The following is a 1017-nucleotide window of genomic DNA, read 5'->3' on the forward strand; positions in this document are numbered from 1 at the left end:
GATCATCCCCTCGTTCTCTCCTTCTATAAAAGCTTCTTTCTCCACGATCGTCACTCCGTAAGAATTCACAGTCATCTTCACGCCACCCGTCAACATTTTCACTGTTTTGTCTTTGCGGTTCATAATCTTGGATAAATCGAACGAAGGAGATTCGGCAGAAACGCCATATTTGGAAGCACTCTTGATGCTATCCAGTATTTTAGCAGAATATAACAAAGTTTTAGTAGGAATACACCCCTCATTGAGACACACTCCACCCATTGCCTTTTTCTCAAAAAGAACGGCTTTTAATCCGTTGGCCCCTGCCCGTTCGGCAGCTGTGTACCCGGCAGGACCACCACCAATAATAGCTATATCAAAGTTCATAATCGTATCTTTTTTAGTAATAATACGATTATAACAAATGAGAGAAGAGATAAGTTGTTGGGAAAAGAAATACCTGTTACTTAATTGTCAGCTTTTTAAGTTCCTCTAACGAGCCATTGAACACGTTCAGGTCTACGTCTTCTTTGATGCCGGGAACACTTCCCACATCAGTATGTTGCCAAAAGTCCCATTTCCCCTGATACTTTACAGAGTCAACATAATAATGGGCAATCCAGTAAGGGTATGTATTGAAGATAGAATCGTCCAGATAACGGGTTTTAAATTTATAAGAAGTATAAAGAATAGGTTTCACTCCATAATGAGATTCCACCCGGTCCAGCCAGCGTTTAATGCCTTGCTGCAATTCCTTTTTTTCCTTCCGCCCGGTCACTTCCACATCAAGTACGGGAGGTAAATCACCCATTGGCGAAGTTCGCCTCAAAGGTAGTATCGTTATGGTCTCCTCCTTCTGTAGCTTTCATAAAAACGAAATGCAAAGGAGTAGCCGTCTCTTTATTCTGCAACAGTCTTTTCCAATCAATCTTTCCCTGATAATGAGAAATGTCAATACCATGAATATCATATCCGTCAGGGATACAAACTCCGTATTCCTTTAAACCATGACAAGGTTTCCATCGATAAGCATAAGGA

The 1017-nt window shown here is 41.0% G+C and carries 1 protein-coding gene and 1 pseudogene; both read right to left on the reverse strand.

Annotated features, from left to right (window positions below; translation table 11 throughout):
• Positions 1-366, reverse strand: a 366-nt coding sequence (locus AB5935_RS26230; RefSeq protein ID WP_368327897.1) for an FAD-dependent oxidoreductase, incomplete at its 3' end; no start/stop codon positions are given.
• Positions 367-442: 76 nt separating this feature from the next.
• A pseudogene (locus AB5935_RS26235) lies at positions 443-1017 on the reverse strand (GH25 family lysozyme); the annotation flags it as partial.

The organism is Phocaeicola sp. RTP21198st1_B8_RTP21198_201120 (assembly GCF_040929485.1).
Taxonomy (GTDB): Bacteria; Bacteroidota; Bacteroidia; order Bacteroidales; family Bacteroidaceae; genus Phocaeicola; species Phocaeicola dorei.